This window comes from Streptomyces aureoversilis, assembly GCF_042657885.1.
Lineage (GTDB): Bacteria > Actinomycetota > Actinomycetes > Streptomycetales > Streptomycetaceae > Streptomyces > Streptomyces aureoversilis.
This window is the reverse complement of the sequence record NZ_JBHSKJ010000011.1, coordinates 1-25,225: the sequence shown is the minus strand read 5'-3', so window position 1 is coordinate 25,225 and position 25,225 is coordinate 1. Positions and strand designations below refer to the sequence as shown.

The 25,225-nt window shown below is 74.2% G+C and carries 22 protein-coding genes, 2 tRNA genes and 1 pseudogene; 10 read left to right on the top strand and 15 right to left on the bottom strand.

Going from position 1 to position 25,225, the window contains the following annotated elements:
• Nucleotides 1–107: 107 nt before the first annotated feature.
• The 3 genes from ACFPP6_RS20025 (at nt 108) to ACFPP6_RS20015 (ending at nt 2,887) form a co-directional block, all read left to right on the top strand.
• Complete coding sequence (locus ACFPP6_RS20025; RefSeq protein WP_382044070.1) at nt 108–1,607, top strand: bifunctional phosphatase PAP2/diacylglycerol kinase family protein; 1,500 nt, start codon at nt 108–110, stop codon at nt 1,605–1,607.
• Nucleotides 1,608–1,681: 74 nt separating this feature from the next.
• A complete protein-coding gene (locus ACFPP6_RS20020) occupies nt 1,682–2,494 on the top strand; it encodes a methyltransferase domain-containing protein (protein WP_382044068.1) in 813 nt (270 codons plus the stop codon).
• A gap of 42 nt (nt 2,495–2,536) precedes the next feature.
• Entirely contained in the window at nt 2,537–2,887 is a 351-nt protein-coding gene (locus ACFPP6_RS20015; protein WP_382044065.1) for a VOC family protein, read from the top strand.
• Nucleotides 2,888–3,041: 154 nt separating this feature from the next.
• Here ACFPP6_RS20015 and ACFPP6_RS20010 read toward each other — a convergent pair.
• The 3 genes and pseudogenes from ACFPP6_RS20010 to ACFPP6_RS20000 form a co-directional block, all read right to left on the bottom strand.
• Nucleotides 3,042–3,218: pseudogene (locus ACFPP6_RS20010) on the bottom strand (transcriptional regulator); the annotation flags it as partial.
• Entirely contained in the window at nt 3,191–3,325 is a 135-nt protein-coding gene (locus tag ACFPP6_RS20005) for a hypothetical protein (protein ID WP_382044624.1), read from the bottom strand. The gene ACFPP6_RS20005 and the pseudogene ACFPP6_RS20010, both read right to left, overlap by 28 nt.
• Nucleotides 3,326–3,386: 61 nt before the next feature.
• Nucleotides 3,387–5,186 (bottom strand): hydroxysqualene dehydroxylase, encoded by a 1,800-nt coding sequence (locus ACFPP6_RS20000; RefSeq protein WP_382044062.1) that lies wholly within the window; start codon nt 5,184–5,186, stop codon nt 3,387–3,389.
• Between the two features lie 246 nt (nt 5,187–5,432).
• Between ACFPP6_RS20000 and ACFPP6_RS19995 the strand changes: the two genes are divergently transcribed.
• The gene (locus ACFPP6_RS19995; RefSeq protein ID WP_168093213.1) at nt 5,433–5,738 is read left to right on the top strand and encodes a 4a-hydroxytetrahydrobiopterin dehydratase; all 306 of its coding nucleotides are present in this window, start codon (nt 5,433–5,435) and stop codon (nt 5,736–5,738) included.
• Between the two features lie 64 nt (nt 5,739–5,802).
• On the opposite strand, the gene ACFPP6_RS19990 is transcribed toward ACFPP6_RS19995, so the two are convergent.
• The 5 genes from ACFPP6_RS19990 to ACFPP6_RS19970 all read right to left on the bottom strand — a co-directional run bounded on the left by ACFPP6_RS19990 (nt 5,803) and on the right by ACFPP6_RS19970 (nt 12,817).
• The gene (locus tag ACFPP6_RS19990; RefSeq protein ID WP_382044060.1) at nt 5,803–7,173 is read right to left on the bottom strand and encodes a cryptochrome/photolyase family protein; all 1,371 of its coding nucleotides are present in this window, start codon (nt 7,171–7,173) and stop codon (nt 5,803–5,805) included.
• A 108-nt stretch (nt 7,174–7,281) separates the two neighbouring features.
• Nucleotides 7,282–8,562, bottom strand: a complete 1,281-nt coding sequence (locus ACFPP6_RS19985; RefSeq protein ID WP_382044057.1) for a DUF1266 domain-containing protein — start codon at nt 8,560–8,562, stop codon at nt 7,282–7,284.
• Between the two features lie 101 nt (nt 8,563–8,663).
• Nucleotides 8,664–9,461 (bottom strand): aldo/keto reductase, encoded by a 798-nt coding sequence (locus ACFPP6_RS19980; RefSeq protein ID WP_382044582.1) that lies wholly within the window; start codon nt 9,459–9,461, stop codon nt 8,664–8,666.
• A gap of 209 nt (nt 9,462–9,670) precedes the next feature.
• Nucleotides 9,671–11,497, bottom strand: a complete 1,827-nt coding sequence (locus ACFPP6_RS19975) for an AMP-dependent synthetase/ligase (protein WP_382044579.1) — start codon at nt 11,495–11,497, stop codon at nt 9,671–9,673.
• A gap of 456 nt (nt 11,498–11,953) precedes the next feature.
• Entirely contained in the window at nt 11,954–12,817 is an 864-nt protein-coding gene (locus ACFPP6_RS19970) for a LysR family transcriptional regulator (RefSeq protein WP_382044054.1), read from the bottom strand.
• Nucleotides 12,818–12,934: 117 nt separating this feature from the next.
• Here ACFPP6_RS19970 and ACFPP6_RS19965 point away from each other — a divergent pair, with 117 nt between their 5' ends.
• The gene (locus tag ACFPP6_RS19965) at nt 12,935–13,936 is read left to right on the top strand and encodes a bile acid:sodium symporter family protein (protein ID WP_382044052.1); all 1,002 of its coding nucleotides are present in this window, start codon (nt 12,935–12,937) and stop codon (nt 13,934–13,936) included.
• A gap of 215 nt (nt 13,937–14,151) precedes the next feature.
• On the opposite strand, the gene ACFPP6_RS19960 is transcribed toward ACFPP6_RS19965, so the two are convergent.
• Both ACFPP6_RS19960 and ACFPP6_RS19955 read right to left on the bottom strand, forming a co-directional pair.
• On the bottom strand, nt 14,152–16,377 hold the full coding sequence (locus tag ACFPP6_RS19960) for an exo-alpha-sialidase (RefSeq protein WP_382044049.1): 2,226 nt from the start codon (nt 16,375–16,377) through the stop codon (nt 14,152–14,154).
• 66 nt (nt 16,378–16,443) lie between these two features.
• Nucleotides 16,444–17,409: a quinone oxidoreductase family protein gene (locus ACFPP6_RS19955; RefSeq protein WP_382044046.1), complete on the bottom strand. Its 966-nt coding sequence runs from the start codon at nt 17,407–17,409 to the stop codon at nt 16,444–16,446.
• A 133-nt stretch (nt 17,410–17,542) separates the two neighbouring features.
• Between ACFPP6_RS19955 and ACFPP6_RS19950 the strand changes: the two genes are divergently transcribed.
• Nucleotides 17,543–18,004 (top strand): MarR family winged helix-turn-helix transcriptional regulator, encoded by a 462-nt coding sequence (locus ACFPP6_RS19950; protein ID WP_382044043.1) that lies wholly within the window; start codon nt 17,543–17,545, stop codon nt 18,002–18,004.
• 524 nt (nt 18,005–18,528) lie between these two features.
• Here ACFPP6_RS19950 and fdhD read toward each other — a convergent pair.
• Nucleotides 18,529–19,383, bottom strand: a complete 855-nt coding sequence (fdhD, locus tag ACFPP6_RS19945; protein WP_382044040.1) for a formate dehydrogenase accessory sulfurtransferase FdhD — start codon at nt 19,381–19,383, stop codon at nt 18,529–18,531.
• Between the two features lie 186 nt (nt 19,384–19,569).
• On the opposite strand from fdhD, the gene ACFPP6_RS19940 reads away from it, so the two are divergent.
• Nucleotides 19,570–21,195 carry an aldehyde dehydrogenase family protein gene (locus tag ACFPP6_RS19940; protein ID WP_382044038.1) on the top strand — a complete coding sequence of 542 codons (1,626 nt, stop codon included), beginning with the start codon at nt 19,570–19,572 and terminating at the stop codon, nt 21,193–21,195.
• 289 nt (nt 21,196–21,484) lie between these two features.
• On the opposite strand, the gene ACFPP6_RS19935 is transcribed toward ACFPP6_RS19940, so the two are convergent.
• A complete protein-coding gene (locus ACFPP6_RS19935) occupies nt 21,485–22,813 on the bottom strand; it encodes a DUF2254 domain-containing protein (RefSeq protein WP_382044035.1) in 1,329 nt (442 codons plus the stop codon).
• Nucleotides 22,814–22,919: 106 nt separating this feature from the next.
• On the opposite strand from ACFPP6_RS19935, the gene ACFPP6_RS19930 reads away from it, so the two are divergent.
• Nucleotides 22,920–23,007 (top strand) — tRNA-Leu (locus ACFPP6_RS19930).
• A 154-nt stretch (nt 23,008–23,161) separates the two neighbouring features.
• On the opposite strand, the gene ACFPP6_RS19925 is transcribed toward ACFPP6_RS19930, so the two are convergent.
• Nucleotides 23,162–23,455 (bottom strand): hypothetical protein, encoded by a 294-nt coding sequence (locus tag ACFPP6_RS19925; protein WP_382044032.1) that lies wholly within the window; start codon nt 23,453–23,455, stop codon nt 23,162–23,164.
• Between the two features lie 323 nt (nt 23,456–23,778).
• Between ACFPP6_RS19925 and ACFPP6_RS19920 the strand changes: the two genes are divergently transcribed.
• A tRNA-Leu gene (locus ACFPP6_RS19920) sits at nt 23,779–23,866 on the top strand.
• A gap of 187 nt (nt 23,867–24,053) precedes the next feature.
• Here the strand turns inward: ACFPP6_RS19920 and ACFPP6_RS19915 are convergent.
• Nucleotides 24,054–24,275 (bottom strand): hypothetical protein, encoded by a 222-nt coding sequence (locus ACFPP6_RS19915; protein ID WP_382044029.1) that lies wholly within the window; start codon nt 24,273–24,275, stop codon nt 24,054–24,056.
• Nucleotides 24,268–24,834 carry an RNA polymerase sigma factor gene (locus ACFPP6_RS19910; protein WP_382044026.1) on the bottom strand — a complete coding sequence of 189 codons (567 nt, stop codon included), beginning with the start codon at nt 24,832–24,834 and terminating at the stop codon, nt 24,268–24,270. Before ACFPP6_RS19910 ends, ACFPP6_RS19915 begins: the two co-directional genes overlap by 8 nt.
• 116 nt (nt 24,835–24,950) lie before the next feature.
• Here ACFPP6_RS19910 and ACFPP6_RS19905 point away from each other — a divergent pair.
• Nucleotides 24,951–25,225: cbb3-type cytochrome c oxidase subunit I (locus ACFPP6_RS19905; RefSeq protein ID WP_382044024.1), on the top strand; the 275-nt coding region annotated here is incomplete at its 3' end.

Here is a 25,225-nt window from a genome sequence, read left to right as displayed (position 1 = left end):
GGCGGGTCCGGGTGGTGGGTCCGGGCGGTGGGCCCGGTGGGTCGGGGTGGTGCGTCCGGGCGGCGGTCCGGCGGCGTCGTACCCCGCCGGCGGGGTACACGTGGGCCATGCGGAAGATCGTGAGTTCCTGGGACCGGGCGGCGTTCCACGCGGTGGCGTCCCGGCACTGGCCCGGCGGCGACCGCGTCCTGCCCCGCCTGTCGCGCAGCGCGGACCACGGGCTGCTGTGGTTCGGCATGGCGGCGGGCGCGGCCCTGGCCGGCGGGCGGCCCGCGCGCCGCGCCGCCCTGCGCGGGGTGGCGTCGCTGGCCGTCGCCTCGGCGACCGTGAACACGGTGGGCAAGCGGTCGGTGCGGCGGCTGCGCCCGGTGCTGGACGCGGTGCCGCTCGTACGGCAGCTGTCCCGGCAGCCCTTCACGACGTCGTTCCCCTCGGGGCACTCGGCGTCGGCGGTCGCCTTCACCACGGGCGTCGCGCTGGAGAACCCGGCGTGGGGGCTGGCCCTCGCGCCGCTGGCGGCCTCGGTGTGCTTCTCGCGCGTCTACACCGGTGTCCACTATCCGGGTGACGTGCTGGTGGGGGCGGCGCTGGGCGCGGGCGCCGCGTTCGCCGTGCGCGGCGTCGCGCCCACCCGCGCCCAGCTCGCGCCCCCGGCCCGGCCCCGGGCGGACGCCCCGGCCCTGCCGCGCGGCGAGGGACTGGTGGTGGTCGTCAACGCCGGGTCCGGGCAGCGGGCGGCGGGGGTGCGCACCGATCCGGTGCAGGAGGTGCGCTCGGCGCTGCCGCTCGCGGAGGTCACCGGGTACGGCCAGGACGGCGGGGACGAGGGAGGGGGAGGGGACCTCGGGAAGGCGCTGGAGTCGGCGGCGCTCCGGGCCCGGGAACTGGACGGCGCCCTCGGCGTGTTCGGCGGCGACGGCACCGTCAACGCGGCCGCCGCCGTGGCCCGGCGCCACCGCCTGCCGCTCGCGGTCCTGCCGGGCGGAACGTACAACCACTTCGCCTACGACCTGGGCATCGAGTCCCTCGCCGACGCCTGCCGGGCCGTGGAGGCCGGGGAGGCCGTGGCGGTCGACATGGTGCGGATGCGCACGGGCGGCGGTCAGGAGGCGGGCTGGTTCCTCAACACCTTCAGCATCGGCGCGTACCCGGAGCTGGTGCGCGTGCGCGAGCGCTGGGCGCCGCGCACCGGGGCCTGGCCCGCGGGCGTGCTGGCGGCGGTGCACGTGCTGCGCACGGCGCGGCCGCTCCGGCTGGAGGTGGACGGCAGGCGGCGCCGGCTGTGGATGCTGTTCGCGGGCAACTGCACCTACCGCGGGCTGGGTCTCGCGCCGGTGCGGCGGCACGACCTGGCGGACGGCGTGCTGGACGTCCGTACGGTCTCGGGCGGCCCGCTGGCCCGCACGCGGCTGCTCGCCGCGGCGCTGGGCGGCGGCCTGAAGCACTCGCCGGTGCTCAGGACGGCCCGGGTGCGCAGCCTGCGGATCAGCGGCATCCGGCCGGGGACGCACCTGGCGTACGACGGTGAGATCGCGCCCGCGCCGGGCGAACTGACGCTGCGGAAGGAGAACGAGGCGCTGGTGGTGTACCGCCTCCCGACGGAGTGAGGGGCAGGGGGCAGGGTGTTTTGAAATACGAGACGGCACTCTCGAAATCCGAGACGAGGATCTACGGTGCTGTCATGGCTGACGACGACACCACCCTGTACACCCATGGCCACCACGAGTCGGTCCTGCGCTCGCACACCTGGCGCACGGCCGCCAACTCCGCCGCGTACCTGCTGCCGGAGCTGGAGCCGCACCTGGAGATCCTCGACGTCGGCTGCGGGCCGGGCACCATCACCGCCGACCTGGCCGCCATGGTCCCGCGGGGCCGGGTCACCGGCCTGGACGCCGCCGAGGAGGTGCTCGGCGCGGCCCGCGCGACGGCCGCCGCCCGCAGGCTGACCAACGCCGACTTCACGGTCGGCGACGTCCGGGCCCTGGACTTCCCCGACGGGTCCTTCGACGTCGTCCACGCCCACCAGGTGCTCCAGCACGTCGGCGACCCCGTGGGCGCGCTGCGCGAGATGCGCCGCGTCTGCCGCCCCGGCGGGCTCGTCGCCGTCCGCGACGCGGACTACTCCGCCATGACCTGGTACCCGGCCGTCCCCGGCCTGGACGACTGGCGGGACCTCTACCGGCGTGTCGCCCGCGCGGCCGGCGGCGAGCCCGACGCGGGACGCCGCCTGCTGTCCTGGGCCCGGCAGGCGGGCTTTGCCGACGTGACGGCCACCGCGAGCGCCTGGTGCTACGCCACCGAAGAGGAACGCTCCTGGTGGAGCGGGCTGTGGGCGGACCGCACGACCGCCTCCGCGTACGCCCGGCTCGCCGTGGCCGGCGGCCACGCGGACCGGGCCCGCCTCGACCGGATCGCCGCGGCCTGGCGGGAATGGGGCCGCCGCGAGGACGCCTGGTTCGCCGTACTGAACGGCGAACTCCTGTGCCGCGCGTGAACCGCCCCGCACCGTGCCGTGCGGCCAACTAGCCTTGTTCCCATGAACATTCTGGGGACCTCGCTACGGGTGTGCGTCGATGATCTGGACCACGCGATCGGTGTCTACGAACGCCTGACCGGTGCCGAAGCGCTGCGCTTCCACCGCGGCGGCGTCGCGGTGGCCGCGGTCGGCTGCTTCTTCCTCATGAGCGGACCGGAGAAGGAACTGTCCATCCTGCGCAAGATCACCGCCACGATCGCGGTGACGGACGTCGAGGAAGCACTGGACGACCTGGAGTCAGTGGGCGCCCAGATCATCGCCGGCCCCGTACCCACCCCGATCGGCCGCAACCTGGTGGCCCGCCACCCGGACGGCTCGGTCTTCGAATACGTGGACCGCAAGCAGGGCTGAACGGAACCGAACGCCATTACAACGCCATTACCTGGGCGGTAATCGACCCTCCCTGCCGCACCCGGCATCGTGAGGGGCACGTCCTCCCGGGCCGGCGCACTCCGGCCCGGGGGTGCGGGAGTCCCCTTCGGCACCCGCTGCCCGGCGTCAGAGGTCACGGCATGAGGGTGACCAGCAGGCGCGCGGTTTCCGGGTCTGCCGGGAGGAACGTTTCGACCGCCAGTTCCGAGACCGTCACGTCCATCGGCGTGTTGAACGTCGCGATGGTCGAGACGAAGGAGAGGGTGCGGCCCGCGTGGTCGATCACCATGGGAAGGGCGAAGGGGGCTTCGTTCTCCCGCCGGCGCGCAGGGCGAGCTCCAGCTGGCTGATGCGGCGCCGCTCCCGCCACTCCCGCAGCAGCGGACCCACCCCGGGGGCGTCCACGTCAGTCGTCATGATCCGACCGTAACGCGCCGCCACCGGGGCACCTCACCCCGGTCGGGCGACCCCGGTGGGGTCACCCAAGGTCGAGCGCGTTGGGCAGCCCCATCCGGTAGCGGATCGCGTCCTCGGTCTTGAACAGTTCGAGCTCCGGGGCCCGGTAGAGCGGGGTGATCCTGCACCGCTCCGCCCGCGAACCCGCCGCGTCCAGCAGGGCGTTGACCGCGGCCCGTGCCGCGGCGTTCGCGCCCTCCATGGTCGCGAGGTCGATGTCGGTGGCCACGTAGTCCCCGCACAGGAAGAGGTTGGGGATCGCCGTGCGCGCCGCGGGACGGTTGTACCAGGTGCCGGCGGGGTGGATGAGGAGCTGTTCGTCGTTGACCGGGCGGGGGCCGCCGATCTCCACGGCCGGGTCCAGGAACCAGGAGTGGAGCTTCGCGTCGCTCAGGATCGTGCGCCTGGTGTCGTTGAGCCCGGCCTTCATCTGCGCCCACACCTCGCGCGCGACCTCCTCGCGCGTGCACTGCTTGGCGGTCCTGCCGTAGAGGATGCCGGGCCTGTCCCACTCGGAGACGTCCACCGACAGGCAGTCCGCGGCCGCACCGTCCCCGTAGTCGGCCCGGAAATCGCGCCCCGACCAGTACTGCGCCTGCCCGACGGAGGTGATCGACCAGGGGGAGTCGATGTGGTTGACGTGCCCGTGCAGGACGGGCGTGGGCTCCGTCAGATAGAACTGGATGCCGGTCATCCAGTCCGTCTGCAGCTTGTCGCAGCGCGCCAGCTGCGGGTCGGCCGCCCGCACCTGGGCGTTCCAGGTGGTACGGGCGTGCTCGACGGGCATCGCCGAGACGAAGTGGTCGGCGGTCACCGACTGCTTGGCGCCGGAGGCGTCCTGCACGACCGCCTCGGTGATCCGGCCGCGCGCGATCCGCAGATCCCGTACGGCCCAGCCGATCCGGAAGGTGACGCCCAGGGAGCGGAGGTGGGCGACCCACGGGTCGATCCACGCCTCGTTGGTGGGGGCGTTGAGCACCCGGTCCGGCTCGCCGTCCGCGCCCCGCCCCAGGGCGTTGAAGAGGAACGCCTCGATGCACGTCGACACCGTCTTGGTGCTGGCCACCTCGGCCTTGGTGGCCACGATGTTGCGGGTGATGCCGATGGCCAGCAGCCGCTGGTAGTTCGGGGACATCTTCGCGGCGCGGATGAACTCCCACCACGGCACCCGCTCCCACGCGCCGGTCCGCCGCGCGTCGCAGCTGGTGAGCCAGACGAGCAGCCTGCTCGCGAAGTAGACCGTCTCGTGGACGGGGATGTTGCCGAAGGCGTCGAGGAAGCCGGCCAGCGCGCGGCGCAGGGCGTCCGGGGTGAGCAGCGGCGGCGGCTTGCCGACCGTGCGGAACGGCAGCCGGATGTCCTCGTGGCCGGTGCGGGCCAGCATCACCTCGGTCGAGGCCACGAGGTTGTCGTGGCAGCCGTTGGGGTTGCCGGGGAAGGGGATGCGGCGCATCGTGTCCGGCAGGTTCTGGTAGAAGCCGGGGAAGAAGCGGAAGCCGTGCTCGCCGGGCAGGGCCTTGCGGCCGCCCCGCGCGCTGCCGGGCACGTCCATGCTGCGGGCCTTGCCGCCGGGCGCCTTCTTCTCGTACACGGTCACCTGGAAGCCCCGCTCGGCGAGTTCGTGCGCGGCCGTGAGCCCCGCGACGCCGCCGCCGAGCACGGCGACGCTCGGGCCGCCGCCGGATCTGCGGGCGCCCGCCCCGGCGGGTCTGGCGCGCGGTGCCGCCTCCGCCCGCCCGCCGAGCGCGGCCGTGCCGGCCGTCGCCGCGACGGCCGCCGCTCCGCCGATGAAGTTCCTGCGCGTGCTGCCCGTACCGTCCATGCCCAGCCCCCTGCTGCCGGTGACGCGTCACGTCCGGCGCAGGAGCATAGGAGCGGCACGTCGTACCCGGTAGTACATGTCCGACTCACCGTGCGCCGCGGCGCACATTGGCGCGAAAGCACCCCTGCCCCGTGGGACGCTTGAGTCACCGGCACCCGGCGCGGGCACACCCCGGGCAACCACTACGGCTCACTACGGCACTCCCCACGGCACCCACCACGGGACCCACCCACGAAAGGGACAGTCATGGCCGTCGAACCGCTCTCGCAGAAGGACGTCGAGGAGCGCCTCCAGGAGCTGCCCGGCTGGACCACGGACGGCGAGCGCATCAGCCGCACCTACCGCTTCGACGGGCACTTCCAGGCCGCCGCCATGGTGATCCACATCGCGCAGATCCAGGAGGAGCTGGGGCACCACTCGGATGCGACCCTGGGCTACAACACCGTGTCGCTCAGCGTGAACACGCACAGCGCGGGCGGCAAGGTCACCGGCCTGGACGTCGAGCTGGCCCGCCGCATCGAGGCCGTCGCCCCGGGGCACGGCGGGCGCTGACCGCGGTCCTGGGCCTACGGCGGGGGCTGACGCGCCCCCCGCCCCGGCGGGCGCTGACCGCCGTTCAGGTGAGCCCGCGCGCCTGCCGGAACCGGGCCAGGCCCTCTTCCAGGGAGACGACCGGCTCCGGGTAGTCCAGGCGCGCCCGCTCCCCGGCCGGCAGCCGCCACGGCCGGTGGACGGCCCGGCCCGGCACGCCGGCCAGCGCGGGCACCCAGTGCCGCACGTAGGCGCCGTCGGGGTCGAAGCGGTCGGCCTGGGCCAGCGGGTTGAGGACCCGGTGGGGGCGGGTGTCGCTGCCGGTGCCCGCCACCCACTGCCAGTTGAGCTGGTTGTCGGCCACGTCCCCGTCCACGAGCAGGTCCAGGAAGTGCCGGGCGCCGTGGCGCCAGTCCAGGTAGAGGGTCTTCGTCAGGAAGCTCGCGGCGATCAGCCGGGCCCGGTTGTGCATCCAGCCCTCGTGGGCGAGCTGCCGCATCGCCGCGTCGACGAGCGGATAGCCGGTCAGGCCCGCGCGCCACGCGGCGAGCTCCGCGGGCGCCTCGCGCCAGCGGTCGTGCCGGGGCCGGTAGTCGCGGCGGGCCGTCTCCGGCCGGGCGGCCAGCATCTGATGGTGGAAATCCCGCCAGGCCAGCTGCCGTACGAACGCCGCGGCGCCCGCGCAGCCCCCGGCGGCCCGCTCCCGGGCCGACGCGACGAGCTCCACCGGAGAGAGGCTGCCGAAGTGGAGGTGCGGGGAGAGACGAGAGGTCGCGTCCCCCGCAAGGTCGTCGTGGCGGTCGGCGTAGCGCGCGAGCCCGCCGCGCCGCCAGGCGGCGAGCCGGCGGCGCCCCTCGCCCTCCCCGCCGCGCGGCAGCCCGGGCGACGCCGCGCCCCGGGCCAGGGCGGCCGCCGCGGGCAGCGGCTCCGAGGCCGCCTCGGGCAGCCGGACCGCGCGCGGGGCGGGCAGCACCGGCCGCAGCGGCTCGGCCGACCAGCGGCGGAAGTACGGGGTGAACACCGCGTAGTGGTCCTTGCCGGCAGGCAGGACGGCGCCGGGCGGCACCGCCGTGACCACCGCGTCGTGCACCCGCAGCACCCGCCCGTCCGCCTCCAGAGCGGACCGCAGCCGCTCCTCGCGGCGCAGGGCGTACGCGCTCACGCCCGCGGCGACGTGCACCTCGCCCGCACCGGTGGCGGCGGCCAGCCTGCAGGTCTCCGCCACGACCTCGCCGCTGCGGACCACGAGCCGCCCGCCGCGGGCCCGCAGCCCCTCGTCGAGCGCGGCGAGGCAGTCGGCCAGGAACGCGGCGCGGTTGGGCACGGCGAAACCGGTGGCGGCGATGCCCGAGTCCACGACGAACAGCGGGACGACGTGCGGCGCGCTCCGCAGGGCCGCGGTGAGCACGGGGTTGTCGTGCAGCCGGAGATCGGAGGTGAACAGGGCGACGGACACGCCGGCGTCCCGGTTCGCCGCGCTTTCCCGTCCTCGGCCGCTACGTCCATCCACGCCCATCCCGTGATTGTCCGTCCGGCGCCCCGCGGGGGCGGGGCGGCAGGGCCGTCACGACCAGGGAATGTTGCGCCAGGGACTGGCCGGGTCGCCGAGGAGCAGGCGGTGCGCGTTCACGGCGGCGTCGTGTCCGGAGACGGCGGCGCGCGGGTCCCCTGCGTGCGGATGCCCTGCGTACGGGTTCCCCGCGTGCGGATGCCCTGCGTACGGGTTCCCCGCGTGCGGAACCCCCGCGTACGGGTTCCCGGCGTGCGGGCCCCCTGCGCGAGCGTCCCCGGCTCCGGACCCGAGGGCGGCGCCCAGCAGGAAGCCCGCGGAGAAGGCGGGCCACGACGCGTACGTCCTGCGGGCGGCCTCACCGGCCGTCAGGACGACCCGTTCCGCGTCGGCCGGGGAGCACAGCCGCGCGGACAGCCCCAGCCGGGCGAGGACGACCGCGCACGCGAGGCCGTGGGCCACGGTGGAGCCGACGCGCCGGCCGGGCTGCAGCACGGCATCGCGCACCAGCTGTTCCTCGGCCGCGGCTATGCGCGTGACGGTGGCGTCCAGCGCCTGCACCTCCGCTGCGCCCGCGGCGCGGTGCGTCAGCACGTGGGTGACCGCCTCCCGCCACTGCGCGGTCGCCGGCGCCCCGTCGGCGGAGTGCTCGGCGAGGCCCTCGCGGGCCCGCAGCGCGAACTCGGCCTCCCGGTCCGCCCCCTCCCCGGCGAGCAGCCGCTGCGTCAGGTGCCACCAGCCGGCGGGATCGGCGACGCCCCACGTGCCGTACAGGGTGACGCGGTCCTCGTCGTAGTCGCGGTAGACGCCGCCGAGCTCGTTCCAGGGCACGCCGTCGCGCACGGCGAGGGGCGCGCCGCAGGCCAGACCGTGGGCGAGCGGGCCGTGCAGGGGGCCCGTGTACAGGGACAGCAGGAGGCCGGGCACGCGCGGCGGCGCCTCGGCACAGACCTCCAGCCAGGCCTCCCGGTCCAGCGGGGTGGCCGGGACGACCGCCGCGGACGGGTGCCCGGGGTTCACCGCCAGGTGCCACTTGTCGTGCGGCCACTCCAGGGCCAGTTCGTCCAGCGTGGTGCGCTGGAGGACCCGGTCGGGGCGCCAGGGCGGCAGCGCGCCGCGGGTGAGCACGGGCAGGCAGCGCTTGCCCGAGGCCGGGTCGCGGTACGGCACGAGCGGTGCGGGCGGCACCAGCCCGTCGGCCTCGGCCCGGCCCTCCTCCATGTACAGCTCGGCCACCGCGAGGGCGCCGAGCTGGCCGTCCCAGTCCCCGTGTGCAGTTGCGGCCTGCAACTGCGCCTCGATGTGGGTCGGCGGGGTCCAGGGCGTGGGGAACATGGACATGACCCTATAAGCGGCCCGCAGGGGCGCCGGCCCGGGCCGCCACCCCTGCGGCACCCCGGGGGCGGGATATCGCGGGGTGGTGTTACCGGAGGGCGCTAGATGTCGAACTCGTCCGGGTCCGGGCCCAGACGGGTGCCGCTGTCCAGCGCCGCGATCGCCGCGAGGTCCTCGGCGTCGAGGGAGAAGCCGGCGACGTCGATGTTCTCGCGGATGCGGGAGGGCGTCACGGACTTGGGGATCGCCACGTTGCCCAGCTGCAGGTGCCAGCGCAGCACGACCTGCGCCGGGGTGCGGCCGTGCTTCTCCGCGACTCCCGCGATGACGGGTGCGGAGAGCAGGTCCTTGCCCTGGCCGAGCGGCGACCACGCCTCGGTGGTGATGCCGTGGCGCTCGTGGAAGGCGCGGAGCTCGGCCTGGGGCAGGAACGGGTGGAGCTCGATCTGGTTGACGGCCGGGACGACGGTCGTCTCGGCCAGCAGCCGCTCCAGGTGCGCGGGCTTGAAGTTGGAGACGCCGATCGCCCGGGCGCGGCCGCTCGCGGCGATCTCCTCGAACGTGCGGTAGATGGTGAGGTAGTCGTCGCGGACGGCGCGCGGCCAGTGGATGAGGTACAGGTCGACGTAGTCGAGCCCGAGCCGCTCGAGCGAGGCGTCGAACTCGCGCAGGACGCCCTCGCGCGTCCAGGTCTCGGCGGCGTGGTTCCACAGCTTCGTCGTCACGAACAGCTCGTCGCGCGGGATGCCCGAGCCGGTGAGGGCCTTGCCCGTGCCGGTTTCGTTCTCGTACACCGCCGCCGTGTCGATGCTGCGGTATCCGGCGGCCAGGGCCGTCTCGACGGCGGCCGTCGCCTCGGCGTCGGGGACCTGCCAGACGCCGAAGCCGATCCGCGGCATCTCGACGCCGTTGTTGAGGGTGACGGTGGCGGGGAAGGCGGAGGAACCGGAGGAACCGGAGGAACCAGGGAAGGGTGCCTTGCTCACGGGTGCTCGTTCCTTACGTTCGGAGAAAGCGGTACGTGCTACTCCACTTGTGAACGAGTGTAGCTACCACGCTATTCCCCGGAGGTCGTCGGCGGTTTCGCCGCGCGGGGGCCGTTGTGGTGTTACCTGCGGTACAGCGCATCGACCTCGCGTGCGTACGCCGCCTCGATCGCCTTCCGCCTGAGCTTCAGCGACGGGGTCAGCAGGCCCTCCTCCTCGGTGAACCGGGCGCTGAGGATCCGGAAGGTCCGGATGGACTCGGCCTGCGAGACGAGGGTGTTCGCGGCCACCACGGCCCGCCGGATCTCGGCCTCCAGGTCCGCGTCGCGCAGCAGCCCGCCGGGACCCGCCGGCTCCTTGCCGTGCAGGTGCAGCCAGTGCGCGACCGCCTCCTCGTCCAGCGTCACCAGCGCGGCCACGTACGGGCGGTCGTTGCCCACGACGACGCAGTGGGCGACGAGCGGGTGGGCCCGTACGCGCTCCTCCAGGGCCACCGGCGACAGGCTCTTGCCGCCCGACGTCACCAGGATCTCCTTCTTCCGCCCGGTGATGGTCAGATAGCCGTCCCCGTCCAGCCGCCCCAGGTCGCCCGTCGCGAACCAGCCCTGCTGCAGCACCGCGCCCGTCGCCCCCGCGTCGCCCAGGTATCCGGCGAAGACCTGGCCGCCGCGCAGCCAGATCTCGCCGTCCCCGGCGATCCGTACGGTGGTGCCGGGGACCGGCTGCCCGACGGTGCCGAAGCGGGGCCGCTCGGGCGGGTTGGCGGTCGCGGCCCCGGTCGTCTCGGTCAAGCCGTAGCCCTCCAGCACGGTCACGCCCGCGCCCGCGTAGAACAGCCCCAGCCTCCGGTCCATCGCCGAGCCGCCCGACATGGCGTGCCGCACCCGCCCGCCCAGCGCCTCCCGCACCTTGGCGTAGACGAGCCGGTCGAAGACCTGGTGCTGGAGCCGCAGTGCGGCCCCGGGCCCCGCGCCGGTGCCGAACGCCCGGTGCTCCAGCGCCTCCGCGTACCGCACCGCCACGTCGACGGCCCGCTCGAACGGCGCGGCCCGGCCCTCCGCCTCCGCGGCGCGCCGGGCCAGCGCGAAGATCTTCTCCAGGACGTAGGGGACCGCGAGGACGAACGTCGGCCGGAACGCCCGCAGGTCCGGCAGCAGCGCGGCGGCGGTCAGCTGCGGCTGGTGGCCGAGCTTGACCCGCCCGCGCACCGCCGCGACCTGCACCATCCGCCCGAACACGTGGGCCAGCGGCAGGAACAGCAGCGTCGCCGCCTCGTCGCCCGGGCGGGAGCGGAAGACCTGCTCGTAGCGTCTGACGACGTTGTCGGCCTCGGCCATGAAGTTGGCGTGGGTCAGCACGCAGCCCTTGGGGCGGCCCGTGGTGCCGGAGGTGTAGACGACGGTGGCGGGCGTCGCCGGGGTGAGGGCCAGCCGGTGCCGCTCCACCACGTCGTCGCCGATCCGGGCCCCGGCGGCGCTCAGCGTCTCGACGGCCCCCGCGTCCAGTTGCCACAGGCGGCTCAGCCCCGGCAGCCGGTCGACGACCGAACCGACCGTCATCGCGTGGTCCCCGTGCTCGACGACGCACGCCGTCACGCCCGCGTCGTGCAGGATCCAGCAGACCTGCTCGGGGGAGGCCGTCGGGTACAGCGGTACGGGCTGGGCGCCGATCGACCACAGCGCGAAGTCGAAGAGCGTCCACTCGTAGCGCGTACGGGACATGACGGCGACCCGGTCGCCGAACCGCACGCCCTCGGCGAGCAAACCCTTGGCCAGCGCCAGTACTTCGTCCCGGAACGCGGCCGCCGTCACGTCCCGCCAGCGGCCGTCCGGCCCCTTCCGGCCGAACGCCGCCTGCCCGGGATCCTCCGCGGCACGGTCGAACACGACATCCGCCAGGCCTCCGACGGGGGGTGCCGTCACGAGGGGCGGCACGGTGTACTCGTGCAACGGGCAGCTCTGGCGCAACGGCAGCTCCTTGTCATGCTCCGCACAGCGCGATGCCCCTACCCGGCCCCCGCTCCCCTCAATCCCCCCGAAAGGGTGTTCTGTTGGGGCGGATCCCCTAGCGCGCCCGGAATCCGGACGTGGCCGGATTCCGGACGTGCGGGGGGTGTCTCGTGCGGCCGCGGGCAGGCCGCCTGCGGCGGCGGGGCCGGGGCGGGGCGGGTGCCGCTCCGGCCGTCCCTTTCCGCCGTGGCGGCGAGCAATGTTGTGCGCGCTGCTGGTCACCGCCGGGGTGGGTGCCGGAGTGCCGCTCCGGTCATTCCCTTCCGCCGCGGCGGCGTGCAACCCCCTACGGCGTATCCGGCGGTGCCGAACGACGTGTCCGGCGGTGCCTGACGGCGTACCCGGCGGTGCCGGGACCGCCCGGCCGCCCGGCCGGCACCGCCCCGCGCGCCCGCGCTACGTCTGCAGCCGGTCGCCCGCCGCGAGGACGGCCTGGGCCAGGGCCTCCGCGGGCTGTCTCGCCGCGCTGTCCGGCGCGGCGCCGTGCAGCAGCACCACGTCGACCCCGCCCAGCTCGGGCAGGCCCGGACCGGACGGGAGGTGCACCAGCCCGGGAGGGATCATGCCCAGGGTGTGCGCCATGACGCCGAGGCCGGCGCGGGCCGCGGCCACCAGGCCGTTGAGGCTGCCGCTCGTGCAGACCACCCGCCAGGCCCGGCCGCTGCGCTCCAGCACCTCCAGGGCGCGCGCCCGGGTCACTGCGGGCGGCGGGAAGGCGATCAGGGGCAGCGGCCGGTGGGGGTCCAGGCGCAGCCGCTCGCCGCCGATCCACACCAGCCGGTCGCGCCACACGAGCCGCCCGTGCGGTTCGTCGGGGTGGCGCTTGGCGAGCACCAGGTCCAGCCGCCCGGCCGCCAGCCGCCGCTGCAGCGTCTCCGACAGGTCGACGGTCAGCTCCAGGTCCACTTCCGGGTGCTCGCGCCGGAACCCCTCCAGGACCTCGGGCAGCCGGGTCAGCACGAAGTCCTCCGACGCCCCGAACCGCAGCCGCCCGCGCAGCCGGGTGCCCGCGAACCAGTGCGCGGCGCGCTCGTTCGCCTCCAGGATCGTGCGGGCGAAGCCCAGCATGGCCTCGCCGTCCTCGGTCAGCCGCACGCTGTGCGTGTCGCGGGTGAACAGCTGCCGCCCGGCCGCCGCCTCCAGCCTGCGGACCTGCTGACTCACGGTCGACTGCCGGACGCCCAGGCGGACGCCGGCCTGGGTGAAGCTCAGCGTCTGCGCGACGGCCAGGAACGTACGGAGCTGCACGGGCTCGAACACCCGACGAGCCTATCGCCGCTCACCCTGCTCACCCCCGCTGCTCATCGCGATCCGTGATGACAGTCAGAGCGGCAACCGGGGTTCCGGATAGGCGCCCGGGGCGGCAGGCTGGGGTCCATGCCGCGCATTCGCATACGCGTTCCCATCGACCCTTATGTAGCGGCCCTCCTGGGCACCGTGGCCCTCGCCGCCCTCCTGCCCGCCCGGGGCCAGGCGGCGACCGTCGTGGGCGGCGCCTCCACCGGCGCCGTGGCGCTGCTGTTCTTCCTCTACGGCGCCCGCCTCTCCACCCGCGAGGCGATGGACGGCCTGCGCCACTGGCGGCTGCACCTGACCGTCCTCGGCTGCACCTTCGTGCTCTTCCCGCTGCTCGGCCTCGCCGCCCGCGGCCTGGTCCCCGTCGTCCTGACCCCCCAGCTGTACTCCGGGCTGCTGTTCCTGTGCCTGGTGCCCTCGACCATCCAGTCCTCGATCGCCTTCACGTCCATCGCGCGCGGCAACGTGGCGGCGGCGGTGTGCGCCGGATCGTTCTCCAGCATCGTCGGCATCGCCCTCACCCCGCTGCTCGCAGCGCTCCTCCTCGGCAACAGCGGCGGCGGATTCTCCTCCCGTTCGCTGCTGTCGATCGTGCTGCAGCTCCTCGTGCCCTTCCTCGCGGGCCAGCTGCTGCGCCGCCGCGTGGGCGGCTTCCTCACCCGGCACAAGAAGGTGCTCGGCTACGTGGACCGCGGCTCGATCCTCCTGGTCGTCTACACGGCGTTCAGCGCGGGCATGGTCCGCGGCATCTGGCACGAGGTCACCCCGCTGCGGCTGCTGGCCCTCCTGGGGGTGGAGGCCGCGCTCCTGGGGCTGATGCTCACGGTCACCACCTTCGGCTCGCGCCGGCTCGGCTTCAGCCGTGAGGACGGGCTGGCCATCATCTTCTGCGGTTCGAAGAAGAGCCTGGCGGCGGGCCTGCCCATGGCGGGCGTGCTGTTCGGGGCCGAGGCGAGCCTGGCCGTGCTGCCGCTGATGCTCTTCCACCAGATGCAGCTGATGGTGGGGGCGGTCCTGGCGAAGAGGTACGGGCGCCTGGCGGTGCAGGAGCCCGCCGCGGTGCCGGCGCCGGTCCGCACGTGACGCCCGGACCGTGACCGGTGCGGCGCTGCCGGCGGCGGTGCCTGGACGGGGGGGAGGGGGCAGGGGTGGCTGGACGGTGACAGGCGGGCGGGCGGCGGCGAGCGCGTTCGCCCGGACCGCGTCGGGCGGGCCGGACCACAACGGGCGGTGCCGGATCGCGTCGGGAGGGTCCGGACCGCGTCAGCCGGGCGGCCCGGGCCGAGCCGGTCAGCCAGTCAGCCGGTGCGGTCCAGCGGCAGCCACAGCACGAGGTCGCGCGGGGATCCCGATCCCCATCCCGAGCCTGCTCCTGATCCCGAGCCTGCTCCTGATCCCGACCCTGGTCCTGATCCCGACCCTGGTCCTGACTCCGGCCTCCCACCCCCGCGCAGCCGCGCGACCTCACGGCCCGTCAGCGTCCGCCCGTACACCCGGACGTCGTCCAGCTCCCCGGCCAAGTGCTCCCGGCCGTCCGGGCGCTGCCCCAGGTGCACCCCGAACGTCGAATTGCGGCTCACCGCCCCCGGTACGCCGGCCGCCGTCACCGCCACCCCGTCCACGGTGAGGACGATCCGCCCCCCGCCGCGCCGCAGCACCGCCTGGTGCCACAGCCCGTCCCCGTACGCGCCGGCGGACCGTACGACGACCGTGCGGGCGGGCCCAGCCCCGGCAACCGCCGTCACCTGTCCGGTGACCCGCCCCCCGGGCGTGAGCCGGAGCGCCACCTGGGGCGCTCCGCCCATCCCGCCCATCCACAGCAGTGGCTGCTCGCCCCGCGCGGCCGCGGTCCTGGACCCGGTTCCGGACCCGGCTGCCGGCCGGGACCGGAACCACAGGGACGCCGTGAAGTCCCGTGTCCCCAGAGGCAGGGAGGGCCGGTAGGGCAGCCGCACGGCGTCGTCCGCGCCGTCGAAGGCGAGGGCCCCGCCGAAGCGCCCGGCGGCCGGTCGCGGACCTCCCAGGACGAGCGCGCCCCGCGCCCCCGGCGCCCGGTCCGGCGTCACGGGTGAGGGCGCGGGGCGGGGCCCCAGCCACTCCTCCGTGAAGCGGGCGAACCGGATCTCGTCGCGCGCGTCGCGCTTGCCCGCCTCGTAGAGCAGGCCGGTCGTGACGCCGTCGGCGTCCGCAGCGCGGCCCTCGGCGTCGGGGCTTTCGGAGCCGGATCCGGAGCCGGGGTCGGAGCCGCGGCCGGCGCCTTCGGAGGCTCCCTCGGCCTCGACGACGGCCATGTCGGAGTACCCCGCCCAGTCGGCCGTCACGAGCCTGCCGTGCTCCACGCCCTCCCAGGTGCGCCCCTCGTCGTAGGAGGAGCGGATCGTCATCGAGCGCCGCCGGTCGGGGTCGGCGGGCGAGGCGAAGAGCCAGCGCCCGGGGCGCGGTACGGCCACCGACCCCTGCACCATGGGCGTGTAGAGGTCCGGGACCGCCCGGAAGGGCCCGTCGAAGCCCGTGCCCCCGTCCGGGCTGACGGCGAAGTCGCGGTTGCCGAGCTCGGTGCCGTCCTGCTCGCGCCCGCCCGCGTACACCGATCCGTCGGACCGCTCGGCGAGCGTCAGCTCGGACGGCTTCTGCCCGTACGTGCCCTCAGGGGTGATGTCGTGGGTGTCCACGGCCCCCAGCCGCCAGTGCGCGCCCCCGTCGTCGCTGAGGGCGAGCGCCGCGTGGTTGGCGCGGACGCGGGTGCCGTCGTGGCTCTCGGCGTTGAGTCCGACGACCAGGCGGCCGCGGTGCGGCCCGTGGGTGAGCCGGAGGCCGTGCCCGGGGCCGGTGGCGTACCAGGAGTTCCAGCCGGGCGGCCGCAGTTCCCGGGTGACGTCCTGCGGCGCGGACCAGCTCGCGCCGTCGTCCTCGCTGTACTGCAGGTGGGGGGTGCGGTCGCAGGGCACGTCGCAGTTGCCGCCGCCGGGACGGCCCTTGTTGTACGTCGTGAGGAGGGTGATCCGGCCGCTGCGCGCGTCGACGACGGGGGCGGGGTTGCCGTGGGTGTCGCCGCGGCCCTCGTCCACCACCTGCAGCGGGCTCCACGTGCGGCCGGCGTCGGCCGAGCGCTTGACCACGACGTCGATGTCGGTGGCGTCGCTGCAGTCGCCCTTCCTGCCCTCGGCGAAGGCGAGGACGGTGCCGCGGGCGGTGGTGGCCAGCGCCGGGATGCGGAAGCAGGCGTAGACGCCGTCGTCGGCCTCCTGGCCGGCCTTGAACAGGACCTGCTCCTCGAACGCGGCGGGCGAGGTGCCGGTGAGCCCGGCGGACGGGGTGCCCGTGAACCCGGGCGCCGGGGTGCCGCCCGTGGCGCGGGCCTGCTGCGCCGCGACGGGCGGGAGGAGGAGGAACGAGCCCGCCAGCGCGGCAGCGGCAACCGCGCTTCTGACGGGGCGTCGGGGGAAGGCGGGGACGGCGGGGACGGTTTGGGCGGTGGGGACGGCGGGGACGGCGGGACCAGTGCGGACGTGCGGCGGCGCCATGAGGCCGAACGTAGGTGCCGTACGACTGTCACACAAGGCGGACTCGGCCGATGAGCCCATACGGGTTCACGCCGGCCGCAGGACGACCTTGCCCAGGTTGACGCGCGTCTCGGTGATCTCGTGCGCCCGCGCGGCGGCCTCCAGGGGCAGTTCGGCGTGCACGCGCGGCCGAAGCCGGCCGGCGGCGAACAGCTCCCACAGCTCCTGCCGCCACTGCTCCATCAGCTCCGGTCGGTGGCGGGCGATCAGCGCCATCTGGAAACCGATCACGGACTTCGCGCCGACGAGCAGGTCGTACGCCTCGATCGTGCCGCCGCCCGAGCTGTACGCGACGAGCCGGCCGCCGGGCGCCAGGGCGGCGAGGGCCGGGGAGAGGAACTCGCCGCCGACGGCGTCCAGGACGACGTCGACCGCACCGCCCCAGCGGTCGGCATCGGCCTCCTCGCGGGCGAGGTCGTCGTACGTCACGACGTGGTCCGCGCCCAGCTCCCGCAGGAAGCCGGCCTTGGCCTCCGCCGCCGCGGAACCGACCGCCGCCACGACCCGCCCGGCGCCGAGCTCCTTGGCGAGCTGCACGGCGAGGTGGCCCACACCGCTCGCCGCGGCCGTCACCATCACCGACTCGCCTGCGGCCGGCCGGGCCGCCGCGTAGGCGCCGCGGGCCACCAGGCCGCAGCGGACCAGCGCCACGGCGTCCGTGGCGCTCGCGTCGTCGGGTATCGGGGAGGCCATCGCCGTGTTCAGGAGGGAGTGGTCGGCGTAGGCGTCGGCGAAGCACAGACCGGTGACGCGGTCGCCGACCGCGAAGCCCGTGACGCCGGGGCCGGTCGCCACGACCTCCCCGGCCACCTCGCCGCCCGGGCTCGCGGGCAGCGGGAGGCCGCCGCCGCGCACCTTTCGTACGACCGGCAGGGTGACGCCGACGGCCTCGGTACGCAGCAGCAGTTCGCCGGGGCCGGGGCGGGGGACGTCGGTCTCCTCCAGCTGCAGGACCTCGGGGCCGCCGTTCTGGTGATAGCGGACACGGCGCATGGGGCGCACCTCCGGGATGTCGTGGGGGTCCCCAACGGTTTTCGTTGGGAGTCCCAACGATAGACCGGCTTTCATTGGGATGTCCAACGTTTTTTATTGGGGGTCCCAACGGATATCTCGGTAGGGTCGCACCATGACAGAGCCCCACGAGCCCGCGCTCGACCAGATCCGCGCCCTCCCCAGCTGGCTCCTCAACCGCGCCTCCGCACGGGGCCGCCGCCTGCTCACCGAGGCGTTCGCCCGCGAGGGCCTGCGCATGCCGCACCACGCCGTCCTCGCCGCCGTAGCCGACTCCGGCCCCGTCGCACAGGCCGCCCTCGGCCGGATGACCGGCTTCGACCCCAAGGACATGGTCGGCATCCTCAACGACCTCCAGCGGGCCGGCTTCGTCACCCGCACGCCCGACCCCGGCGACCGCCGCAAGAACGCCATCGCCCTCACCGCCGAGGGCCGCAGCTGCCTGCACCGGCTCGCCCGCCTGGGCGACGAGGCCAACGAGGCGCTGCTGGGCGCGCTGACGCCCGCGGAGCGGCAGCAGTTCACCGCGCTGCTCGCGCGCGTGGCGGAGGAGCGGGAACAGGGCCCGGTGGCCTGAGGCGTCTGCGGGGTGCGCTTGCCGGTTGTGCGTGTCTGAGGTGTCTGTGGGGTGCGCTTGCCGGATGTGCCTGTCCGGCGCGCCTGTGGGGTGCGCCTGCCGGACGTGCCCGCCTGACGTACCTGGTGGATGTGCCCGCTGGACGTGTCCGCTGAGAGCGTTCGCCCGGCGTGTCCGCCGGGAGCGGCCTCCTGACGTGTCCGCCGGGAGTGTGTTCGTCAGGCGTGCCCGCCGGGAGTGGTTGGCGGATGTGGCGGACGGGAGTGCCCCCCTTGGCGTGTCCGCCGGGATGCGCCTGCCGGACGTGCCCGCCTGGCATGTCCGCCGGGCTCTCGCCGCCGTGGCCCTGCGCCCGTGCCCGTCGCGGCGGCCGTGCCCCGCTGCGGCGGTGCGCAGCCGGGCCGTGGCGGTCCCGCGGTGCGCAGCCGGGCCGTGGCGGTTCGGCGGTGCCGTACCGGTTGTATGGGTTGTACCGGCCGCATCCCGGCCGTATCCCGGCCGTTCCGTCGCCCGCAGACGCGACGTCAGTCGTTCGCCGCCCGCTCCCCGAGGGCGATCCGCTGCTCTCCCGCGTACACGTTCATCGACGTCCCGCGCAGGAAGCCCACCAGCGTCAGCCCCGTCTCCGCCGCGAGGTCAACGGCCAGCGACGAGGGCGCCGAGACGGCGGCGAGTACGGGGATCCCGGCCATCACCGCCTTCTGCGCCAGCTCGAACGAGGCCCGCCCGGAGACCATCAGCACCGTCCCGGACAGCGGCAGGAGACCCTGCTGGAGCGCGCGGCCGACGATCTTGTCAACGGCGTTGTGCCGGCCCACGTCCTCGCGCGCGTCCAGCAGTTCGCCGTCCGCCGAGAACAGCGCCGCGGCGTGCAGCCCGCCCGTGCGGTCGAAGACCCGCTGCGCCTCCCGCAGCCGGTCGGGGAGGGAGGCCAGCAGCGCCGGTTCGAGCCGCATCGGGCCCTCCGGCCCGTCGGACAGGGGATGCCGCGCCGTGGTCCGTACGGCATCCAGGCTCGCCTTCCCGCACAGGCCGCAGGAGGACGTCGTGTAGACGTTGCGCTCCAGGGTGACGTCGGGGACGGGCACGCCGGGCGCGAGGCGCACGTCGACGACGTTGTACGTGTTGGACCCGTCCTCCGTCGCGCCCGCGCAATAGACGATGTTGGCGAGCTCGTCGGCGCGGCCCAGCACGCCCTCGCTCACCAGGAAGCCGGCCGCGAGCGCGAAGTCGTCGCCCGGCGTGCGCATGGTGATGGCCAGCGGTTTGCCGTTCAGCCGGATCTCCAGGGGCTCCTCGGCCACGAGCGTGTCGGGGCGGGCGGTGACCGCCCCGTCCCGGATGCGGATGACGCGGCGGCGTTCGGTGACCCGTCCCATGAGCGATCAGTCCCGGTGGTGGTGGGGTTGCTGGACGCTCCATTGTGGCCCGGGCGTGACGTGGGCCTCATCGGGGGCCGGGGCGCCTCCGGCGGCCCGCCGCATGGCTACCGTTCCGTATGACTACCGTCCGGTAGTGGACCGCCGACGTTCCCGCCCCTCCCGTACCGAGAGCGGAGATCAGCGATGGCATCCGACCGCACCCCTCCCTTACGTCCTTTCCATCCTTTCCATCCCTTGCGCGAGACGCAGACGCCTCCCGTGGGCGCGCCTGCTGCCCCCCTCGTGCTCAAGCCCGGCACCGAGTGGGCCGGAGCCTGGCAGCGTTGCCTGGCCGCGGCCCCCGAGGCGTTCCGCGACGAGCGGGTCCTCAACCTCTGGGCCGGCACCTGGCAGCCCGACGGCACGCCGCTGCCCGCGGTCACGCCCGTCGACGGCACCCCCGTCCCCGGCCCGCCGCGCCTCGACGCGGCCACCGCCCACCGGGCCGTCCGCGCCGCCGTGGACGCGCACCGCGAGTGGCTCCACGTCCCGCTCGCCGACCGCAAAGCGCGCGTCGCCGCGGCCCTCGACGCCCTGGACGCCCACCGCGACCTGCTGGCGCTCCTGCTGGTCTGGGAGATCGGCAAGCCCTGGCGCCTGGCCCGGGCGGACGTGGACCGCGCGGTCGACGGCGTCCGCTGGTACGTGGCGGAGATCGACCGCATGCTGCCGGGGCGCGCCCCGCTGCCCGGCCCCGTCAGCAACATCGCGAGCTGGAACTACCCGATGAGCGTCCTCGTCCACGCCATGCTCGTCCAGGCGCTGGCCGGCAACGCCGTGATCGCCAAGACCCCCACCGACGGCGGCCTGGCCTGCCTGACGCTGGCCTCGGCGCTCGCGGCGCGCGAGGGAGTCCCCCTGACCCTGGTCAGCGGCAGCGGCGGCGAGCTCTCCGAGGCGCTCGTGCGCGCCCCGGGCATCGGGTGCGTCTCCTTCGTCGGCGGCCGGGACACCGGCGCGCGGGTCGCCACCGCCGTGGCCGACCTCGGCAAGCGCCACGTACTCGAACAGGAGGGCCTCAACGCCTGGGGCGTCTGGGGCTTCAGCGACTGGACGGCGCTCGGTGCGCGGATCCGCAAGACCTTCGAGTACGCCAAGCAGCGCTGCACGGCCTACCCGCGGTTCGTCGTGCAGCGGGAGGCCTTCGCGGACTTCCTCGCGGTCTACCTGCCCGCGGTGCGCGACGTCCGCTTCGGCCACCCGCTCGCCGTGGAGGCACCCGGCGACGACCTTCCCGAGCTCGACTTCGGCCCCCTGATCAACGCCGCCAAGGCGGAGGAGCTGACCGGCCAGGTGGCCGAGGCCGTCCGCCGGGGCGCCGTCCCGCTGCACCGCGGCCGCCTGGCCGACGGCCGCTTCCTGCCCGGCCAGGACACCGGCGCCTACGTACCTGCCGTCGCGCTCCTGAGCCCGCCGCCCTCCTCGCCCCTCCACCACGCCGAGCCCTTCGGCCCCGTCGACACCGTCGTCCCGGTCGACACCGAGGCCGAGCTGCTCGCCGCCATGAACGCCAGCAACGGCGCGCTCGTGGCGGCCCTCTCCTGCGACGACGAAGCGGTCTTCGCGCGCCTGGCCCCGCAGATCCGGGCGTTCAAGGTCGGCCGCAACGGCCCCCGCTCGCGCGGCGACCGCGAGGAGCTCTTCGGCGGCTTCGGGGCGTCGTGGCGCGGGGCCTTCGTCGGCGGGGAACTGCTGGTGCGAGCGGTGACGGAGGGCCCGACCGGCGAACGGCTGCCGGGAAACTTCCCGGAGTACCACTTGATGCCGTGAGGGTGGGTGGCGATGCGGTGGGGTGGGCTGTGATGCCGTGACGGCGGGCTGCTGCTGTGGCGGAGGCCGCGGTGCCGTGGGGCCCGGATGAGCGCCGCCATGGCCGGGGGGCGCGGGGCTTGCTGGGCTACCGGGCCACCGTGGCGCCCGACCGCCGCGATGCGGCGGGTGCGGGTGCGGGTGCGGCGTGGCGGGTGCGCAGGCGCCGGCTCAGCGGCCGGACGCCCTGACTGATCCCTGCCGACGCCTCGAGGGATTTCTCCCGGGCAGACGCTCCCCGCCCGCCGGGCTATCCGATCCCCTGCCGATCGGCCAGCAGCGCGAATTCCCGGTCCGCCGCGTCCGGCACCGTGCGCGACACGGCGTGCTCCAGCAGTGCGCGGTGCCGTTCCAGCGGCGGGCGCCGGTCCTCGGGGGCCAGCCACCACAGGTCCTCCAGGGCGGCCATCAGCCGCCGGGTCACCTGGGGGCTGCCGGTCGCGCAGCCGCGGATCTCCGCGAACCCCAGGTCGACCAGGTCCGCCCAGCCGGGCACGTCCTGCACCAGGCGGACGGCGCCCCGGCGGTCGCAGTGGTGCAGCGCCCCGAGCGGGCGGCGGGCCAGGGCGGCGAGGAACTGGGTGATCCGGTCCAGGCACTGCACGGCGGTCGTCGGATCGTTCACGGCGGGGGACAGAGCCCGCTGCGCGATGTCCGACAGCTGCCGCAGCCCGAAGCCCAGGTCCTGGTGGAAGGTCCGCTCCACGCCCACGGACACGGTGTACCGCAGCGCGCGGGGCGGCGGCGCGGCCCCGCCGTGGACCGCCAGCACAGGCGTCCCGGGCACCACGAAGTCCCCGATCCGCGGGATCAGCCGCAGGACGACGCCGTGCCGCCGCGCGACCCGCACCAGCCGGGCGACGTGCACGTCCCGAAGCACCCCGGCCCGGCCCGTGTGGGCGATCTCCGCGGTCGGCTCCGCGAGCGCGGGCCGCTGGTCGTCCGCGACACCGTGCTTGTCCAGCACGCGGAAGGACTCCCGGGTGATCCGGTCGATCACGTAGCTCACGCGCATCAGCCGCAGCGTGGAGTTCACGTAGGCGATGAACAGCCCCAGGCTCACCAGCACCAGCACGACGCACACGATGCCGGAGAAGACCGGGACGGTGGAGACGGTGCGGGGGTTCTCGTCGCCCTCGTAGGCGGCCTGCACGAGCAGGGCGAACAGGAACGTCGCCAGGAAGACCGCGAACGTGCACTTGGTGATCCGGCTGCGGACGTACAGCCGCACCACGCGCTGGGAGAACTGCCCGCCGGCCACCTGCAGCGCGACCAGGGAGATCGAGAAGACCACACCGATGAAGGTCAGCATCGCCGAGCCGACGGTCGTGATGATCGTCTTGGCGTCGTCGGCGATCCCGATCAAGGACTCGACGGCCTCGTAGTCCCCGTCCGCCTGCAGCATCCCGACGACGAACCGGTCCACCTCCAGCACCCCGGCGGCCAGCCCCGCAGCGCCGACGAGCCCGGCGGTGGGCGTGAACCAGAACGTGTCCCGCAGGTGCTCCCGCAACGGCGACAGCGGCCGCGGCCGCCGCCGCGCACCCACCGCCGCCCGGGGTTGCCCCGTATTGCCCATAAGTAGACCTTATGCCCCGCGCAGATACCCAGGTGAAAGGCACTCCGAAACCTTGGTATTGTTATCCATGTCGCCGCGGGGAACACCCCGCCGGAGACAACACCTGGTCCGGGTGGCGGAATGGCAGACGCGCTAGCTTGAGGTGCTAGTGCCCTTTATCGGGCGTGGGGGTTCAAGTCCCCCCTCGGACACCAGCAGGAACCCCAGTTGACCTGGGGTTTTTCTGTTTTCCCGGACCGAGTCGGGCGTCAGTCTCGAATCGGTCGGCACCGGCAGGGGCGCCCTGGTCCTGCTCCAGATCAAGGACACCGTGCGGGCTGGGAGCCCGCAGCTCGCTGCCCTACCGCCTCACTGCTCGTGGACGTGGCAGGTCATTTCGTTGTCCGACACATAGCAACAGCTAGAGGCGCTTCCGGCGTCTTTCCTCAGCACCCACCCCCGCTCCGGCGAGTAGGCGTCGGCCCACTTGCTGAGCGTGATGCTATTGGCTGCCGAGGCGGGCAACCCGGCGTCCTCGAGGAAGCGGCGAGGGTCGGCGATCAGCTGTCCCAGCTCTTCCGCGGTTGCGTCGAAGTGGTACAGGGGCGGGTCGCTTTCCAGTCCCGCCACACCCTTGCCGGACAGCTGCGTTACCTTGACCATGATGACCTCCGGTCAGGCTGTTCGAGGTTCGGCCGTTGCCTCCAGTCCACCGCCGGCAGTTGTGCCGTGCAACTTCGGCTCTCCGGGATCATGAAGACCACCGCGCCAAAGGGGAAATCGCCACAGCGCCTCGTTCTGGTTCCGGGTTACGGACACCCGGCGGCGGCACTCCGAACGTCTCCGTCCAGTCCTGTGCCACCCTGTGGCGCCCCGGTCTCTTCGGGGGTGGGTGTTTTCGCAGGACAGAGGCGTAAAGGCACTGTGAAACCTTGGTATTGTTATCCATGTCGCCGCGGGGAACACCCCGCCGGAGACAACACCTGGTCCGGGTGGCGGAATGGCAGACGCGCTAGCTTGAGGTGCTAGTGCCCTTTATCGGGCGTGGGGGTTCAAGTCCCCCTTCGGACACCAGTAAAAGCCCCCGGTTCGCCGGGGGCTTTTCTGTTTTCCGGCTGCGGCGTGACCAATAGTCGAGTGGGATCGTCCCGGTCAGGGTCAAGGCCGGCTGATACGGCCGGTACCTTGCGTCCGAGAGTCACGGCAACCGCGCGGCGCGGCCGGGATGTTGTTCGTCCCGGTCGCTTGCTCCCGTCGGCGGTCAGCGGCACGCCGACAGGCTCAGGGCGAGTACTCCGACCAGGGCGAGGACCGTGGCCTCGGCTCGGACTATGAGGAGGACGCCGGTTCTTTTGATGCGGTCGCGGTGCAGGAGGCGGTTCAGGGCGCGTTCGGCGTCGGCGTCCAGCGGGCCGTCGCGCCAGGGGCCGTCGGTGGAGGGTACGGGGTTGGCCGTGCGCAGCAGTTCCAGTTCGTCATGCATCGTCGTCGCCTCCAGCGCGCACGTCGGTTCGTGTGTCGGACCCTACGGGCAGGGCAGTGGGCCGTAAGCGGTCGGCCTCGGCGCGCAGGCGGCGGCGGGCCCGGTGCAGGCGCATGGCGGCGGCGCTGCGGCTGCAGCCCAGGGCCACGGCCAGTTCGTCGAGGGTCAGCTCCTCCCAGGCGGTCAGGCGCAGCGCCTCCTGGTCGGCCGGGGAGAGGCGGGCGAGGGCCTCGTGCACCCAGGCACCGGGGCGGTCCGCGTCGGGGCTGTCCACGGTGTGCCGGCGGTGGGCGGTCTCGTGGTGGCCGAGCCTGAGCAGGAGGCGGCGGTAGCGGGACATGCCGCGGACGGTGTTGGCCAGGCAGTTGCGGGCCACACCGTACAACCAGGGCAGTGGCGGGTCGGGCATCTCCGCCCGGCGTCTCCAGGCTATGGAGAACACCTCCGACACCACTTCTTCCACCTCGTGCGCCTGCCCGTCCAGCCGTCGCGCCACGAAGCGGCTGACCGCCCAGTAGTGCGCGCGATAGGCAGCGGCGAAGGTTTCCTCCGTGCTCATGATCGGCTGATGTCCGGCATGGCAGAGATCTTCACATGCGTGTGGTGTGAGGTGGATCGCACCTCGGTGGGCCCGGCGCCTGTGAAGGAACGCGAACGTCCGGACACGTACGGGGCATGAGATCCCCCGTGAAGTGGCTGACCACCACCGACCACAAGACGATCGGCACGCTCTACCTGGTCACGGCGTTCGCGTTCTTCTGCGTCGGCGGGCTGCTCGCCCTGCTGATGCGCGCCGAGCTGGCCCGGCCGGGTCTGCAGATCGTGTCGAACGAGCAGTTCAACCAGGCGTTCACGATGCACGGCACGATCATGCTGCTGATGTTCGCGACGCCGCTGTTCGCCGGTTTCGCGAACTGGATCATGCCGCTGCAGATCGGCGCGCCCGACGT